This window comes from Bifidobacterium castoris (assembly GCF_003952025.1).
In the GTDB taxonomy this organism is placed as follows: Bacteria; Actinomycetota; Actinomycetes; order Actinomycetales; family Bifidobacteriaceae; genus Bifidobacterium; species Bifidobacterium castoris.
In genome coordinates this window covers 189,282-204,189 of record NZ_QXGI01000001.1, presented here as the reverse complement: position 1 = coordinate 204,189, position 14,908 = coordinate 189,282, and the positions used below count along the sequence as shown (strand labels likewise).

General features: G+C 67.6%; 14 protein-coding genes. All 14 read left to right on the top strand.

Annotated elements, in window-relative coordinates; all coding sequences use genetic code 11:
• Nucleotides 1-160: 160 nt before the first annotated feature.
• The 14 genes from thrS (at nucleotide 161) to purH (ending at nucleotide 14,761) form a co-directional block, all read left to right on the top strand.
• Entirely contained in the window at nucleotides 161-2,239 is a 2,079-nt protein-coding gene (gene thrS, locus D2E22_RS00905) for a threonine--tRNA ligase (RefSeq protein ID WP_126031242.1), read from the top strand.
• A 170-nt stretch (nucleotides 2,240-2,409) separates the two neighbouring features.
• A complete protein-coding gene (pgsA, locus tag D2E22_RS00900; RefSeq protein WP_126031241.1) occupies nucleotides 2,410-3,072 on the top strand; it encodes a phosphatidylinositol phosphate synthase in 663 nt (220 codons plus the stop codon).
• A gap of 9 nt (nucleotides 3,073-3,081) precedes the next feature.
• A complete protein-coding gene (locus D2E22_RS00895; protein WP_126031240.1) occupies nucleotides 3,082-4,083 on the top strand; it encodes a phosphatidylinositol mannoside acyltransferase in 1,002 nt (333 codons plus the stop codon).
• Nucleotides 4,084-4,120: 37 nt separating this feature from the next.
• Nucleotides 4,121-5,320, top strand: a complete 1,200-nt coding sequence (locus D2E22_RS00890) for a glycosyltransferase family 4 protein (protein WP_241218103.1) — start codon at nucleotides 4,121-4,123, stop codon at nucleotides 5,318-5,320.
• A gap of 54 nt (nucleotides 5,321-5,374) precedes the next feature.
• Nucleotides 5,375-6,130, top strand: coding sequence for a YebC/PmpR family DNA-binding transcriptional regulator (locus D2E22_RS00885; RefSeq protein ID WP_126031238.1), 756 nt, complete (start codon nucleotides 5,375-5,377; stop codon nucleotides 6,128-6,130).
• Between the two features lie 6 nt (nucleotides 6,131-6,136).
• A complete protein-coding gene (ruvC, locus tag D2E22_RS00880; RefSeq protein ID WP_126031237.1) occupies nucleotides 6,137-6,718 on the top strand; it encodes a crossover junction endodeoxyribonuclease RuvC in 582 nt (193 codons plus the stop codon).
• A gap of 44 nt (nucleotides 6,719-6,762) precedes the next feature.
• On the top strand, nucleotides 6,763-7,389 hold the full coding sequence (gene ruvA / locus D2E22_RS00875; protein ID WP_126031236.1) for a Holliday junction branch migration protein RuvA: 627 nt from the start codon (nucleotides 6,763-6,765) through the stop codon (nucleotides 7,387-7,389).
• Between the two features lie 9 nt (nucleotides 7,390-7,398).
• Nucleotides 7,399-8,481 (top strand): Holliday junction branch migration DNA helicase RuvB, encoded by a 1,083-nt coding sequence (gene ruvB, locus D2E22_RS00870; protein WP_126031235.1) that lies wholly within the window; start codon nucleotides 7,399-7,401, stop codon nucleotides 8,479-8,481.
• A gap of 72 nt (nucleotides 8,482-8,553) precedes the next feature.
• Complete coding sequence (locus D2E22_RS00865) at nucleotides 8,554-8,994, top strand: preprotein translocase subunit YajC (RefSeq protein ID WP_126031504.1); 441 nt, start codon at nucleotides 8,554-8,556, stop codon at nucleotides 8,992-8,994.
• 35 nt (nucleotides 8,995-9,029) lie between these two features.
• Nucleotides 9,030-9,611, top strand: a complete 582-nt coding sequence (locus D2E22_RS00860) for an adenine phosphoribosyltransferase (RefSeq protein ID WP_126031234.1) — start codon at nucleotides 9,030-9,032, stop codon at nucleotides 9,609-9,611.
• 42 nt (nucleotides 9,612-9,653) lie between these two features.
• Nucleotides 9,654-10,850 (top strand): ADP-forming succinate--CoA ligase subunit beta, encoded by a 1,197-nt coding sequence (gene sucC / locus D2E22_RS00855; protein ID WP_126031233.1) that lies wholly within the window; start codon nucleotides 9,654-9,656, stop codon nucleotides 10,848-10,850.
• On the top strand, nucleotides 10,847-11,764 hold the full coding sequence (gene sucD, locus D2E22_RS00850; RefSeq protein ID WP_126031232.1) for a succinate--CoA ligase subunit alpha: 918 nt from the start codon (nucleotides 10,847-10,849) through the stop codon (nucleotides 11,762-11,764). Before sucC ends, sucD begins: the two co-directional genes overlap by 4 nt.
• Nucleotides 11,761-13,179, top strand: coding sequence for a cell division protein PerM (locus D2E22_RS00845; protein ID WP_126031231.1), 1,419 nt, complete (start codon nucleotides 11,761-11,763; stop codon nucleotides 13,177-13,179). Before sucD ends, D2E22_RS00845 begins: the two co-directional genes overlap by 4 nt.
• On the top strand, nucleotides 13,127-14,761 hold the full coding sequence (gene purH / locus D2E22_RS00840) for a bifunctional phosphoribosylaminoimidazolecarboxamide formyltransferase/IMP cyclohydrolase (protein ID WP_126031230.1): 1,635 nt from the start codon (nucleotides 13,127-13,129) through the stop codon (nucleotides 14,759-14,761). Before D2E22_RS00845 ends, purH begins: the two co-directional genes overlap by 53 nt.
• Nucleotides 14,762-14,908: the final 147 nt, after the last annotated feature.

Genomic DNA, 14,908 nt, shown 5'->3' with positions numbered 1-14,908 from the left:
ACGCCCGGAGCCGCGGGCGGTCGGGCGTCGGCACGCGCCGACGCCCGACCGCCGGGACAAGCGGGTTGTTGTCTGCGCTGAACCCTAGGTTATGTACCTGTAACCAACAGTCCAGGTCTGCACCTTGTACCGCGGACCCAGATAGACAAGGACGAAACCCATGGCACAGAACACCATCTCCATCACGGTCAACGGCGAAGCGAAGGAGGTGGATGCGGGCCAGACGGGCGTCGAGCTGTTCGCCGACGACAAGAACATCATCGCCGTGCGCCTCAACGGCGAACCGCGCGACCTCTACACGCCGCTCAAGGACGGCGACGCCGTCGAACCGATCGCCCTCGACTCCGAGGACGGCATCGCGATCATGCGCCATTCGGCGACGCACGTCATGGCGCAGGCGGTGCAGGAGATCCGCCCGGACGCCAAGCTCGGCATCGGGCCGGTCATCGAGAACGGCTTCTACTACGACTTCGACGTGGCCGACCCGTTCACGCCGGACGACCTCAAGACGATCGAGAAGCACATGCAGCGCATCATCAAGTCCGCGCAGCGCTTCTCCCGCCGCGTCGTCACCGAGGAGGAGGCGCTCAAGGAGGAGGCCGACCAGCCGTACAAGCTCGAGCTCATCAAGGACAAGGAGGATGCGCTCGGCACCGAGGCGTCCGTCGAGATCAGCGACAAAGAGCTGAGCATGTACGACAACGTCGACCGAGACGGCAACGTCGTGTGGACCGATTTGTGCCGCGGGCCGCACCTGCCGAACACGCGCTTCATCAAGGCGTTCAAGCTCGAGCGCGCGGCCGCGGCCTACTGGAAGGGCTCCGAGGCGAACCCGATGCTGCAGCGCATCTACGGTGTGGCGTTCCCGACGAAGGACGAGCTCAAGGCCTACCAGACTCGCATGGAGGAGGCCGCCAAGCGCGACCACCGCAAGCTCGGCCAGGAGATGGACCTGTTCTCGTTCCCGGAGGAGATCGGACCGGGCCTGGCCGTGTTCCACCCGAAGGGCGCCGCCATCATCAACGCGATGGAGGACTACTCGCGCGAGATGCACCGCAAGCACCACTACAGCTTCGTGCAGACCCCGCACATCACGAAGGGAGGCCTGTATGAGACCTCCGGCCACCTGCAGTGGTACAAGGACGGCATGTACCCGCCGATGCACCTCGACGAGGAGAAGGACGAGGACGGCAACATCGTCAAGCAGGGCTTCGACTACTACCTCAAGCCGATGAACTGCCCGATGCACAACCTCATCTTCAAGTCGCGCCAGCGTTCCTACCGCGAGCTGCCGCTGCGCCTCTTCGAGTTCGGCACCGTCTACCGCTACGAGAAGTCCGGCGTCGTGCACGGCCTGACGCGAGTGCGCGGCCTGACGCAGGACGATTCGCACATCTACTGCACGCGCGAGCAGATGCGCGACGAGCTCAAGAGCCTGCTGACCTTCGTCCTCGACCTGCTCAAGGACTACGGCCTCAACGACTTCTATCTCGAACTGTCCACGAAGGACGAGCACAAGTTCGTCGGATCCGACGAAATCTGGGAGGAAGCGACGAACACGCTCGCCGAGGTGGCCGAGGAATCCGGCCTCGAGCTCGTCGCCGATCCGGGCGGCGCCGCGTTCTACGGCCCGAAGATCTCGGTGCAGGCGCGTGACGCGATCGGCCGCACGTGGCAGGTCTCGACGATCCAGCTCGACTTCAACCTGCCGGAGCGCTTCCAGCTCGAGTACATCGCGCCGGACGGCACGCACCAGCGCCCGGTGATGATCCACCGCGCGCTCTTCGGTTCGATCGAGCGCTTCTTCGCGATCCTGCTCGAGCATTACGCGGGCGCGTTCCCGGTGTGGATCGCGCCGGTGCAGGCGCTCGGCGTGCCGGTCGCAGACGAGTTCGCGCCGCACCTGCAGCGGTTCATGGACTCCCTCGAGGAGGACATGGTGCGCGTCGAGACCGACCTGTCCGACGACCGCTTCGGCAAGAAGATCCGCAACGCCTCGAAGTCGAAGGTGCCGTTCATCATCATCGCCGGCGAGGAGGATATGAACAACGACGCGGTGAGCTTCCGCTTCCGCGACGGCAGCCAGCTCAACGGCGTGCCGGTCGATCAGGCGAAGGCGTGGATCCTCGAGGTCATCGCCAAGCGCGTCCAGGTCAATAGCGCGGACGATTTCCGCAAGGCGACCGGGCAGCCGGCCGAGGACGTCGAGTCCGGCGTCCCGGGCACCGACGCCGAGTAGACCCATCAGCGAAGGCCGGGGCGCGGGAAGGCCGTCCGAGCCCCGGCCTTCCCGCGCCCGCGCACGGACGGCCGGCCGCGAACGCGCCGGTTATCGGCGTCCTTTTCTATGCTTCATGTACGGAAGGCTCCAACGGGGAGCCGCACGAGCACACCGGGGAACGACACATCATGCTGGAAAAGCTTCGACCATGGTTCAAGCGCCTCATCAACCCCATCGCCAAAGGCATGGTGAAGATCGGCCTGACCGCCAACGCCGTCACCGTCATCGGCGCCATCGGCACGATCGTCGTCGGCATCGCCACCGGCATCACCGGCTGGCTGTTCTGGGGCGCCCTCGTGATGACGCTGCTCGTCATCTTCGATTCGCTCGACGGCTCGGTCGCGCAGCTGACGAACGGCGGCACCCATTTCGGCGCCTTCCTTGATTCGACGCTCGACCGCGTCGCCGACTGGGCCGTGCTGCTCGGCGTCATCATCTACTTCCTCATGCGCAGCGACGCCGCGCTGCTCGCCGGCGGACGCTACGACGTCGTCGCGCTCGTCGGCATGGGCGCCGCGATCTACGCGATTATGACGTCCTTCGTCACCTCCTACATCCGCGCGCGCGCCGAATCGGTGGGCGCCGAGGCGAAGGGCGGCATCGCCACACGCTCCGACCGTCTGACGATCATCCTCGTCGGCATGGCGATCAGCGGCCTGACCCATCAGGACGTGTGGCTCATGGCGACGATGTGCATCCTCGCGGCGCTCGGCACCGTCACCGTCGGCCAGCGCATCCACGAGGCCCGCGTCTCGATCGAAGCCACGCTCGACAACGCGGACAAGGACTGAGGGTCCGACATGGCCAATGCGATGGCATGGATCGCGAACCATCCGCGCGTGCTGCCCGAACGCGTCGTGCGCGGGGCGTTCCTCGCCGCCGCCGACGCCGCGTGGCTGCTGCGCATCGGATCCGTCCGCCAGCTCGAACGCAATCTGCGGCATGTGCTCGCATGGTCGGCTTCCGGCGACGCCGCCGTCGACGCCCGGAGGCTGCGCAGGCTCTCGCGCAAAGGCATGCGTTCCTACTTCACCTACTTCTCGGAGGCGCTCACCGTCGGGGCGAGCGACCGGTCCCGGTTGCTCGCCCGCATCCGCGGCGACGGCGACGGGCTCGATTCGATCATCGCGCTCACGGCGTCGAACGGGCAAGCCTCCTCGGCGCCGATCGCGATGGGCCATCAGGGCAACTGGGACTATGACGGCTTCTGGGCGCAGTTCGACGTGGCGCCGGTGACGACCGTGGCCGAACGGCTCGCCAACCCGGACATGCTCGACGCCTTCGTCTCGATCCGCGAGCGCCTCGGCATGCGCATCCTGCTGACCGGCACGCCGCATCTGACCGAGCGCCTCGAGGAGGAGCTCGGCCGGCCGCCTGTCCTCGTACCGCTGCTCGCGGACCGCGACCTGAGCCGGCACGGCGAGTTCGTCGAGGCCTTCGGATCGACGATCCGCGTCGCGAGGGGGCCGGCGACGCTCGCCTACGACACCGGCCTGCCGCTGTACGTCGTCAACACGTACCGTGAGCGGCTTTCCGCGGAACGGCGCCGTGCCGCGGGCACCCCGTACGGCTATGTGTGCGAGGTCAGCGGTCCGCTTGACATCGACATGTACCGCGGTCTCGAGCGCGAAGAGGCGATCCATGCGATCAGCCAGGCGTGGGTCGACGTCTGGACGCGGGGCATCGCCGCGCATCCAGAGGACTGGCACATGCTGCAGCCGATCTTCCTCGAGGACCTCGATCTGGGGCGTCTCAAGGACGTGCCCGAGTCGCTGCTCGAGTCCGCGCGCGCCGGACACTGACCGGCCGAAGTCCATTCGGTCGGCGACAATGCTCTGTATGTCTTCGCAGGAACCAGCCTCCACCGACCGCCCGGACGAACGTCCGTTGCGCGTGGGCATCGTCTGCCCGTATTCGTTCGAGACGCCAGGCGGCGTGCAGAACCATATCCGCGACTTCTCCGAGGCGCTCATGCGCCGCGGGCATTCCGTGTCGGTCTTCGCTCCCGGCCGGCGCACGAAGGACATGCCGCTGTGGGTGCAGACGAACGGCTCGTCGTTCGCGGTTCCCTACAACGGCTCATGGGCGCATCTGAGCTATTTCCTCGCCGCGGGCCTGCAGACGAGGCGCTGGGTGCGCCAAGGCCAATTCGACATCGTGCATCTGCATGAGCCGGAGGCGCCGTCGGTGAGCCACAAGCCGCTCGTCATGCGCGGCGCGCCGCCGATGGTGGCCACGTTCCACGCGAGCATCGAGCCGTATCCGAAGGCGCTGCACCTGTTCCAGCGTTATCTGCATTCGTATCTGGAGCCGCTGAGCGAGGCGATCTTCGTCTCGCCGGCCGCGCAGCGCACCGCCGACCACTATCTGCCCGTCTCGATCAGCCGCCACGTCATCCCCAACGGCATCGACCGCGCCTCCTATCTGCTCGCGCGTCCGGACAGGCGCTGGCAGGGCACGCTCGAGCATCCGACGATCGGCTTCCTCGGCCGTCTCGAGGAGGAGCGCAAGGGGTTCTCGGTATTCGTCGACGCGGCGGCGCGGGTGCTCGAACGCCATCCGGGGGCGCGTTTCCTCGTCGTAGGCGACGGCGGCGCCGAAGCCGCGAAGGCCATCGCCGAACGCGACGGGGGAGCGGCGCTGCTCGAGCGCTTCGAGTTCCTCGGACGTGTGGACGACGACGCCAAGGCGCGCTTCTACAAGTCCTTGGACGTCTATGTGGCGCCGCAGACCGGCGGCGAGAGCTTCGGTATCGTCCTCGCCGAGGCGATGGCGGCGGGGTGCCCCGTCGTGGCCTCCGACCTGCCGGCCTTCGTCGACGTGACCGAGCAGGGGCTCGACGCCGAGCTGTTCGCCAACCGGGACGCCGCCGATTGCGCCGAACGCATATGCGCCCTGCTCGCCGACCCGGCGCGCCGGGCCCGTCTCGGGAAGGCCGGTCTGAAGCGTTCCGGGGACTTCGACTGGGAGCGCGTCGTCGACGAGGTGCTCGCCGTCTACCGCAGCGCCTTGGCCGACGGGCAGGGCGCCTTGTCGTAGAAGCGCATTAGAATCAACACGTTTCGTAATATCCATCACCTGTCTAGGAGCATTATGTCAGGGCATTCCAAGTGGGCCACCACCAAGCACAAGAAGGCCGCCATCGACGCCAAGCGCGGCAAGCTGTTCGCCAAGCTCATCAAGAACATCGAAATCGCCGCACGTCAGGGCGGCGGCGATCCCGACGGCAACCCTTCGCTCTATGACGCCATCTACAAGGCCAAGAAGGCCTCGATGCCGGCGGATAACATCAAGCGCGCCGTCAAGCGCGGCTCCGGCGAGGAGGCCGGCGGCGCCAACTACGAGGACATCGTCTACGAGGGCTACGCCCCGGCGGGTGTGGGCCTGATCATCGAATGCCTCACCGACAACCGCAACCGCGCGGCCGCCGAAGTGCGCTCGACGCTCGGCAAGGGCGGCGGCTCGCTCGCGACGACCGGCTCGGTGAGCTTCAACTTCGAGCGCAAGGGCGCGATCGTCGTCCCGTCCGAGGGCGTCGACTTCGACGACCTGTTCGAGAAGGCGGCCGAGGCGGGCGCCGAGGACGTCACCGACGACGGCGAGGCCTACACCGTCGTCACCGATCCGTCCGATCTGACCGCCGTGCGTCAGGCGCTGCAGGACGCGGGCATCGACTACGATTCCGCGGACCTCGTCATGATGCCGAAGAACGAGGTCGAGCTCTCGCTCGACGACGCCCGCAAGGTCGCCCGGCTCATCGACAACCTCGACGACCTCGACGACGTGCAGAACATCTACAGCAACTGGACCGCCTCGGACGAGGTCATGGCACAGCTCGACGAGGAGTAACCCCCGTTGATCATCCTTGGAGTCGACCCCGGACTGACACGGTGCGGAGTCGGCGTGATCGAAGCCGGCGCACCCCGCCGGCTTTCGTTTATCCACGTCGACGTCGTCCGCTCCGACCCCCACATATCACAGGACCTGCGGCTGCTGGCGATCTACGACGGCATCGCCGCCAAGCTCGACGAGTTCATCCCGGACACGGTCTCGATCGAGCGTGTGTTCGCGCAGGAGAACCGCAACACGGTCCTCGGCACCGCGCAGGCCGCCGGCGTCGCGATGCTCGCCGCGGCGCAGCGCGGCATACCGGTCGCGCTGCACACGCCGACCGAGTCGAAGCTCGCCATCACCGGCAACGGCAAGGCGCAGAAGGTCCAGATGGAGCGCATGGTCGCCCGGCTGCTCAACCTCAACGCGCCGCCGACGCCCGCCGACGCCGCCGACGCCCTCGCGATTGCGATCTGCCATGCGCTGCGCCCGGCCGGCGCGCTCGAAGGCGGCGAACGCGAACAGCATCTGACGAAGGCGCAGCGCCAGTGGGCGCAGGCGGCCCAGCACGCTTCGCGCCGCGGCGGCGTCCGCAGAGGCATGTAGACTACCGAACATCTGTTCGAAAACCAATGAAAGGCGGCCATCGCATGATCGGCATGCTCAACGGCGTCGTCGTCCAGATCGACGCGGCGACGGCGCTCATCGACGTCCACGGCATGGGGTTCGAGGTGCGGATGCCGAGCGCCGATCTGGCCTCGCTGCACGTCGGCTCGACGGCGAACGTCCTGACGTCGATGAGCGTGACGCAGGACGCGATCACATTGTTCGGCTTCCTCACCGACGGTGAACGCCGCATGTTCCTGCAGCTGCAGAAGGTCAGCGGCATCGGGCCGAAGGTCGCGCTGTCGCTGCTGTCCACGCTGCCGAGCGACCAGCTCGTCCAGGCGATCCGCGACGAGGACGCGGGCGCCCTCGCGAAAGCTCCGGGACTGGGCAAAAAGGGCGCGCAGAAGATCATCCTCGAGCTCAAGGGGTCGATCGACCTGTCCGCGGCGCCGGCGCAGGGGGAGCGCGGCGCCGAGCGGCGCATGCCGCAGGACGCCGGGACGGACCGCGTCGTCGAGGGGCTCATGTCCCTCGGATGGAAGCAGCAGGAGGCGCAGCAGGCCGTCGAGGCCGTCATCGAGGACAGCGGCATCGCCACGCCGCTGTCCGACGACGCCGTGGCCGACGTGCTCAGGCTCGCGCTGGCGTCGATGGACCGGGGAAGGTGAGGCGGCCGCATGGCGAATGATGATTTCGACGTCTTCAACGCGGACAACAGCAACGCGAACGAGGAGTCGCTGCGCATGGTGTCCGCGAACGCCATGGGCAACGAGCCTGTGAGCGACGAGGAGCTGCGTCCGCACATCCTCGAAGGCTTCATCGGCCAACCCCGGCTCAAGGCGCAGCTGCAGCTGTTCCTCGACGCGGCGCGCAAGCGCGACGTGCCGCCGGACCACATCCTGCTCGCCGGCCCTCCCGGTCTCGGCAAGACGACGCTGGCGATGATCGTGGCGAACGAACTCGGCGTGCCGATCCGCGTCACCTCCGGCCCGGCGATCCAGCACGCCGGAGACCTCGCGTCCATCCTCAGCTCGCTCGACGCGGGCGAGGTGCTGTTCATCGACGAGATCCACCGACTGCCGCGCGCCGCCGAGGAGCTGCTGTACATCGCGATGGAGGACTTCCGCGTCGACGTCATGGTCGGCAAGGGGCCCGGCGCCTCATCGATCCCGTTGACGCTGCCGCGCTTCACCGTCATCGGCGCGACGACGCGCGAGGGCATGCTGCCTTCGCCGCTGCGTGCGCGCTTCGGCTTCACCGCCCATCTCGACTTCTACCCGACCGAGGAGCTCGAGAAGCTCATCGAACGTTCGGCGAAGGTGCTCGGCCTCGAACTCGACGAAGGCGCGGCGCACCAGCTCGCGCGCCGCTCGCGCGGCACGCCGCGCATCGCGAACCGCCTGCTGCGACGCGTACGCGACTGGGCGATCGTGCACGACCTGCCGATCGTCGAGCCCGGGGACGTCAAGGAGGCGCTGGCGCTCTACCAGATCGACACCGAAGGCCTCGACCGCCTCGACATCGCCGTGCTCAACGCGATCATCCGCAACTTCAACGGCGGACCGGTCGGACTCAACAACCTCTCGGCGATGGTCGGCGAGGAGGCGGAGACCGTCGAGACCGTGTGCGAGCCGTACCTCGTGCGCGAGGGTTTCATGATGCGCACCCCCAAGGGCCGCGTCGCCACCGCCAAGGCATGGGGGCATCTGGGGCTCGAGGCGCCCGAGGGCGCGGCCGTCGATGTCAGCAAGCTATTCTAGACTGAACCTTCCGTACACTGCATTTCAACCGTTTCCACGGTCGTCCCTCTTGCAAGGAGCCCTGTCATGAGCATGGATATCATCTTCTTCATCGTTCTTCTCGTCGCCATGATTCTGATGCTGGTGTTCCAGACGAGGAAGGCGAAGAAGCAGCAGGCGGATCGCCAGAGCTTCTGGAAGAACCTGGGCGCCGGCACCGAGGTGATCACGATCGGCGGCGTCATCGGCAAGGTCGTCGAGGTCGACGAGGAATACGACGAGATCGTCATCGACTCGGAGGGCAGCCTCCTGCGATTCTCCTCGAAGGCCATCAGCCGCGAGTACATCCGTCCCGCCTACGTCTCCGACGACGACGTGGACGAGAACGGCAACCCGCTCGTCAAGGACGACGAGAACGACGCCGCCAACCCCAAGGAGATCACGACGCAGGTGAGCGAACGCGCAACGGACGACGACGGCGACGAGATCGACGTCGAGGAGACGAGCACGAAGTCGCCGTACGACGAGGACTGACGAACGACCGCCGACACAGGGGAGAACCGACGACCATGACTTCCACGGACATCACGCTCACCGACCCCACCTCGATGGACAAGGCGGATGCCGACTATCTCATCTCGCTTGTGCGCGCGATCCCGGGATTCCCCAAGGAGGGCATCCTGTTTCGCGACATCATGCCGGTCCTCGCCGACGCGCGCGGCCTGTCCATCCTGATGGACGCGCTCGTCTCGAACCTGCCGATCGCGAACGACGAATTCGATGCAATCGCCGGCCTCGAGGCGCGCGGCTTCCTCTTCGGCCCTGCACTCGCCGAACGGCTCGGCAAGGGCTTCATCGCCGTGCGCAAGGCCGGCAAGCTGCCGCCGCCCACAGTGAGCGAAAGCTACGCGCTCGAATACGGCGAGGCCACCGTCGAGGTCGAACGCGACGCGATCCGTGACGGCGAGCGCGTCCTCATCGTCGACGATCTGATCGCCACCGGCGGATCGGCCTCCGCTGCCCGCGATTTGGTCATATCGTGCGGCGGCGTCGTCGCCGGCTTTAGTTTTATCATGGAGCTTTCGGGTCTTGACGGCGTCAAGGCGCTCGGCGACCACCCGACGAGCTCCCTGCTGGCGATGCCCGCCTGAGCATCGCCGCGCACGCCATCCGGCCCGTTTCAAGAGGAATCCATGGATTTATACGAATACCAAGCACGTCAGCTGCTTGACGAACAAGGCATCGACACACCGCGCGCGATCTTCGTCCAGCGCGTCGAGGACGTCCCGCAGGCGGCCGAGACGATCGGATACCCGGTCGTCGTCAAGGCGCAGGTCAAGATAGGACACCGCGGCCAGGCCGGCGGCGTCAGGATCGCCCACGACCGCGACGAGGCGGTGCGGGCCGCCGAGCAGATCCTGCCGATGACGATCCACGGACACAAGGTGCGCGGCGTGCTCATCGCCGAGGCCGAATCCGTCCTGCACGAATACTACGTGTCGATCTCCGTGGACCGCTCCTCGCGCGACTTCGACGTGCTCGCGACCGCCAACGGCGGCACTGAGGTCGAGCAGATCGCCAAGGAGCATCCCGAGTCGGTCAAGCGCCTGCACATCAGCGCGCTCGAGGATTTCGACCGGCGTGCCGCGACCGCGATGGCGGAAAGCATCGGCTTCTACCACGCCGACGTCGACCAAGCCGCAGACATCCTGCTCAGGATGTGGAAGTGCTTCCACGACAACGACGCGACGCTCGTCGAGATCAACCCGCTCGCCAAGGTCGGCGATCCGGAGGACGAATCCACGAAGCGCCTGTGCGCGCTCGACGCGAAGATCTCGCTCGACGGCAACGCCGCGTTCCGCCACGACGGCTGGGCGCGCTTCGACGATTGCGCGACGGCCGACCCCTATGAGCGCAAAGCGGCCGAGCACGGACTGCACTACGTGCACCTCGACGGCCAGGTCGGCGTCATCGGCAACGGCGCCGGACTCGTCATGAGCTCCCTCGACGCCGTCTCCTTCGCCGGCGTCGAGCAGGGGACCGGCATCCAGCCGGCGAACTTCCTCGACATCGGCGGCGGAGCCTCGGCCGATACGATGTGCCAGAGCCTCGAGATCGTATTGTCCGACCCGCAGGTCGAATCGGTGCTCATCAACGTGTACGGCGGCATCACCTCCTGCGAGCAGGTGGCCCTCGGCATCATCGAGGCCATCGAGCGGCTCAACGTCACGAAGCCGATGGTCGTGCGCTTCGACGGCAACGCGGCGGCCGAGGGCCTGACGATCATCGCCGACGCGGACATCCCGAACATCCATGTGGCGGCCACGATGGAGACGGCCGCGTCCGAAGCGGCCCGTCTCGCCGCGCAGGCGAAGGAGGAGACCAAATGACCGTCTTCATCGAGGATGACGCCCCCGTCATCGTCCAGGGCATGACCGGCCATCAGGGCATGACGCACACGGCGCGCATGCTCAAGGCGGGCACGAACATCGTCGGCGGCGTCAACCCGCGCAAGGCCGGCGCGTCGATCGTCTTCGAGGGTGCCTCCGGTGCGCAAGTCGACGTCCCGGTGTTCGCTACCTGCGCCGAGGCGAAGGCCGCGACCGGCGCGAAGGCGAGCGTCGTCTTCGTGCCGCCGAGGTTCGCGAAGGACGCCGTCGTCGAGGCGGTCGAGGCCGGCTTCGAGGTCGTCGTCGTCATCACCGAGGGCATCCCGGTCGCCGACAGCGCCTACTTCGTCCAGCTTGCGCTACAGCGCGGCGTGCGCATCGTCGGCCCGAACTGCCCGGGCCTGATGACGCTGCCGTCGGGCGCGGATGCGCACGGGGTCAACCTCGGCATCATCCCCGACGGCATCGTCGCCCGCGGCCCGCTCGGCCTCGTCTCGAAATCGGGCACGCTCACCTACCAGCTCATGGGCGAGCTGTCCGACATCGGCTTCACCGCCTGCCTCGGCGCCGGCGGCGACCCGATCGTCGGCACGACGCTGCAGGAGGCGCTCGAGGCCTTCGAGGCCGATCCGGACACGAAGGCCGTCATGATGATCGGCGAGATCGGCGGCAGCGCCGAGCAGGACGCCGCGCGATGGGCGAGCGAGCACATGACGAAGCCCGTCGTCGCCTACATCGCCGGCTTCACGGCCCCCGAAGGCAAACAGATGGGACACGCCGGCGCCATCGTCTCCGGCGGCAAGGGCACCGCCCAGGACAAGCAGGAGGCGCTCGAGGCCGTCGGTATCCGCGTGGGCAGGACCCCGGCACAGGCCGCGCAGTACATGCGTGAGGCGCTGGCAGCGCTCGGATGAACAGGAAGCTGACCCCCTGGCTGCGAGGCATCGCCGCGTCCTGCGTGGCGATGCTCGTCTACGCCGTGCCGCTCGGCTTCCTGATGGCGCTCGTCCTCCTCGTCGCCGCGATGGAGGAAGGCGGCGACGCGATGTCGTCGTTCACGGTGCCGTTGACGCAGGCCGTCGTGCTGTTGTCCCAAGGCGTCGGCTTCCACACCTCCTCGATCGTCGTCACCGTCGTCCCGCTGCTGCTCACCTTCCTGCTCGTCGCGCTCATCCGCTCCGTCTTCCGCAGGATGGGCACCGACCCGCGCGGCTACGTCGCCGGCCTGGCCACATGGCTGGTGCTCGACCGTCTGCTCGAGAACGGCCTGACCGTCGCGCTCAACGACTCGACCTTCCTCGTCCTGTGCAAGGGCGCGATCGTCTTCACGCTCGGCTTCGCATGGGCACTCGTCCATGACCGGGACCGCCTCGAGCCGGTGCGCGGCTATCTGCGCGCGCACCTTTCCGCGCCGATCCGTCATGTCATCGCCGTCGGCGTGCGGCTCGGGGTGCTCGTCGTCGCCATCGTGCTGCTGTGCGGCCTCGGCACCGTCATCGCATGGATAGCGCTCGGCCACCATGCCGTCGGCGCCGCCTTCGACGCAATGCACATGCAGACCGGCTCGCGCATCCTCATGTGCGTCATGGCGGCCGCATGGCTGCCGAACCTCATGCTGTGGGCCGCCTCCTGGCTGTTCGGCGCCGGGTTCTCGATCGGCGACCTCGCGACGTACACGCTCACCGAGGGCTCGGCGTCGCATCTGCCGGCCCTTCCGATCTTCCGCCTGTTCCCGCAGCCGGTCGCCGATCCGACGATCCGCCTGTGTGTGACGCTCATCCCGCTCGCCGTCGGGTTCATACTCGGCCTGCTCGTGCTCATCGCCAAACGCGGCTTCGGGTTGCGCCCCTCGCAGGCGAAGGCCGCCGACGCGCGCGACCTCCTGTTCGCCTACGCCTACCCGGTGGGCGCGTTCTGCATCACGTCCGCCGTCGTCTCGCTGCTGTGCACGCTGCTGTACGCGCTGTCCGACGGCGCGCTCGGCACGAAGCACCTCGCGTCCGTCGGCGTCGACGTCCGCCATGCCACCAACGCCACGGCGCGACCGTGCGCGTCGGGTCTGTTCCTGGCCTGGGGCACGATGCTGCTCCTGACCGCCATCGTCCTCGCCGTCCGCACGCTCATCGCACGCCGCGGCGCCACGGAGTCCGGCTCCGGCGCCCCGGCCGAGGCGCGCCGCGTCTCCTCGCAGCAGGAGGACGGGGACGCCCCCACAGAGAAGAAGCCGTTCACCGCACGAGTGGTGAACTCAACCCCGCAACCAAAGGAGAAGCAAGGTGACGACAACGAACCGACCGCTACGACGGGCATTGGTATCGGTCTTCCATAAGGACGGCATCGAGGTCCTTGCCAAGGCGTTCATCGACGCCGGAACGCAGGTGGTGTCCACCGGCTCCACCGCGAGCAGGCTCGCCGAGCTCGGTGTGGACGTCACGGAGGTGTCCCAGGTCACCGGTTTCCCGGAATGCCTCGACGGCCGTGTCAAGACGCTCGACCCGCACATCCACGCCGGCATCCTCGCCGACATGACGAACGAGGACCATGCCCGCCAGCTCGAGGAGTTCGGCATCCAGCCCTTCGACCTCGTCATCGTCAACCTCTATCCCTTCGCCGACACGGTGCGTTCCGGCGCCGGCGAGGCCGACGTCATCGAGAAGATCGACATCGGCGGCCCCTCGATGGTGCGCGGCGCGGCGAAGAACAGCGCGACCGTCGCGATCGTCACCGACCCGGCCGACTACGCGCTCGTCGCCGAGCGCATCGAGGACGGCACCGGCTTCTCGCTTGAGGAGCGCCGCTGGCTCGCCGGCAAGGCCTTCGCGCACACCGCCGCCTATGACGCCACGATCGGCGAATGGACGGCCGCGCACTGGCCGAAGCCCTCCTCGATCCGGAACGCCGCGGCGGACGCCGACCCGGTCGAGGAGGCCAAGATCGCCAAGTTCCCGGCGGCCTTCACGCGCACCTGGAACCGCGCACACGTGCTGCGCTACGGCGAGAACCCGCATCAGGACGCCGCGCTCTACGTCGACCCGCTCAACATGCGCGGCTTCGCCGACGCCGAACAGCTCGGCGGCAAACCGATGAGCTACAACAACTACGTGGACGCCGACGCCGCATGGCGCGCCGTGTGGGACTTCGCCCCGCAGATCGCCGTCGCCGTCGTCAAGCACAACAACCCCTGCGGTCTGGCCGTCGGCGAAACCGTGGCCGAGGCGCACAGGAAGGCGCACAGCTGCGACCCGATGAGCGCCTACGGCGGCGTCATCGCGACGAACGCGACCGTCACGCTGGAGATGGCCGAGGGCGTGCGTCCGATCTTCACCGAGGTCATCGTCGCCCCCGACTACGAGCCGGAGGCGCTGGCGCTGCTGCAGGCGAAGAAGAAGAACCTGCGCATCCTCAAGGTCGCCGAGCCGCCGAAGGCGAAGCGACAGTTCCGCCAGATCGACGGCGGTCTGCTCATGCAGTCCACCGACCTCATCGACGCGCCGGGCGACGCGCCGGACGCTTGGAAGCTCGTCGCCGGCGAGCCCGCCGACGCCGCGACGCTCAAGGACCTTGAGTTCGCATGGCGCGCGGTGCGCTGCGTCAAGTCGAACGCGATCCTCATCGCCGACGACATGGCGACGGTCGGCATCGGCATGGGCCAGGTCAACCGCGTCGATTCGGCGAACCTCGCAGTCGAACGCGCGAACACGCTCGACGACGGCCGCAACCGCACGCAGGGCGCCGTCGCCGCCTCCGACGCGTTCTTCCCCTTCGCCGACGGCGCGCAGATTCTCATCGACGCCGGCGTCAAGGCGATCGTGCAGCCCGGCGGCTCGATCCGCGACGAGGAGGTGTTCGAGGCGGCGCGCAACGCGAACGTGACGATGTACGTCACCGGCACGCGCCACTTCTTCCACTGATCCCTCACCGGCGGAACCGTCGCAGGGAGCAGAATGGGCAGGGACCGTGCCACGGGGAATCCCCGTGGCACGGTCCCTGCCCGTATCCATCGACGCGTTCCGACTCCGGTCCCGACGATCCCCCGCGGTAGTAGGATGGTCGGTGTC